We start from the raw sequence: 1280 nt of genomic DNA on the forward strand, positions 1-1280 counted from the left end.
TATAAATATCAACACTTTTTTCCGTGATTTTAATTTTTTCAAAATATGATAACAGCCATCGATAATCAGAATCATAATGCGAGCTATATCTGTCAGATGGAAACCAAAATGGATTTTTGAATTTGCTTTGAATTCTTTCCCATACTTGCTTTCGCTCATTAAGTAATAATTGAATATGTTGTTTATTTGATGCTGCACATAGCCTATCAATTAACCTTAAAGCAGCTTCGTGAATAATCCGATCTTCATTTTCCTTAAAAACGCCAACCGGCAACACAACGTCAAAGAAATTAACCTCTTTGTTATAAAGCATCCGATATTCAAAATGAAGCATATCGAAAACATAAGATAACGCTCTAGGGTTGTTAAACCACGCAAGCTCATCTTCAGGTATCAATGTATCTTTTGCCTGGATTTTAAAAAAAACCAGTTGTTTCTCAAGAAAATTGTTTGTCAAACCTCCTTTATCATTGACTAAATTAAGTAAGTTCCCCTCGACTGAATCGCCATTCATAACTTTACTAATTAATATATCCAAATCATTCTCTGATAAGTGGGCGCTCTTTCCAACCAGATATAAAACCATTAATGAAAGCCGCTTCTCATACATGCAAGGTATAATTTTTACCATCAAAATCACCATTCACTCTACGTAGACATTAACGTAGTTTCTTGCGTAGATACTCTCGTGTCAATATCTTGATATAAACTCTGTCTAGTCGGTCTATTTTTGCAAGTAAGGAGGCATTTTTTAGCATGTAATCTGATGCTCAGCTAGAGATTAATGTAACAAAACAGGCGACATAAGGAGGTAAAGAAACCACTGATTATTTTTATACCATTGCTTTCGTCACACTCATGTATTCTCAGATGATAGCAATTGCTTTAATCTATTGAGAGGAATGCAACGTGCTGCTTAAAATCTAATTTTATGGCACTGGAACACTCAGAATTTTTATTTCATACCAACAGACTTAAATTCCACCATTTATTGAAAAACCAGACTATTAAATCTCTCCATTGTTACTACCTGAAAATACTGACACCCACCAATTACTGGCACTCAAGATGGTCCGTAGAATTTTGTGACTATCGAATCATAACTGATGACCTATTTTGTATAAAAACAACTGACCTCTAACTTCCCTGCATGTAAAGAAAGAAACCCTCTCTAACCTTAAATTATCTCACACAATGAGTGATTTTTTAAAAAAATTCATGGAATTACCTTTGCCTTTCAATTTTATTTTATTGATAAAACACCTACCACTAATTTCATC

The 1280-nt window shown here is 33.4% G+C and carries 1 pseudogene; it reads right to left on the reverse strand.

Features of this window, described 5'->3' with window-relative positions:
• Positions 1-631: pseudogene (locus V1952_RS21885) on the reverse strand (hypothetical protein); the annotation flags it as partial.
• Positions 632-1280 lie beyond the last annotated feature (649 nt).

Origin of the sequence: Yersinia sp. 2542 StPb PI (genome assembly GCF_048593855.1) — a bacterium.
GTDB lineage: Bacteria > Pseudomonadota > Gammaproteobacteria > Enterobacterales > Enterobacteriaceae > Yersinia > Yersinia enterocolitica_E.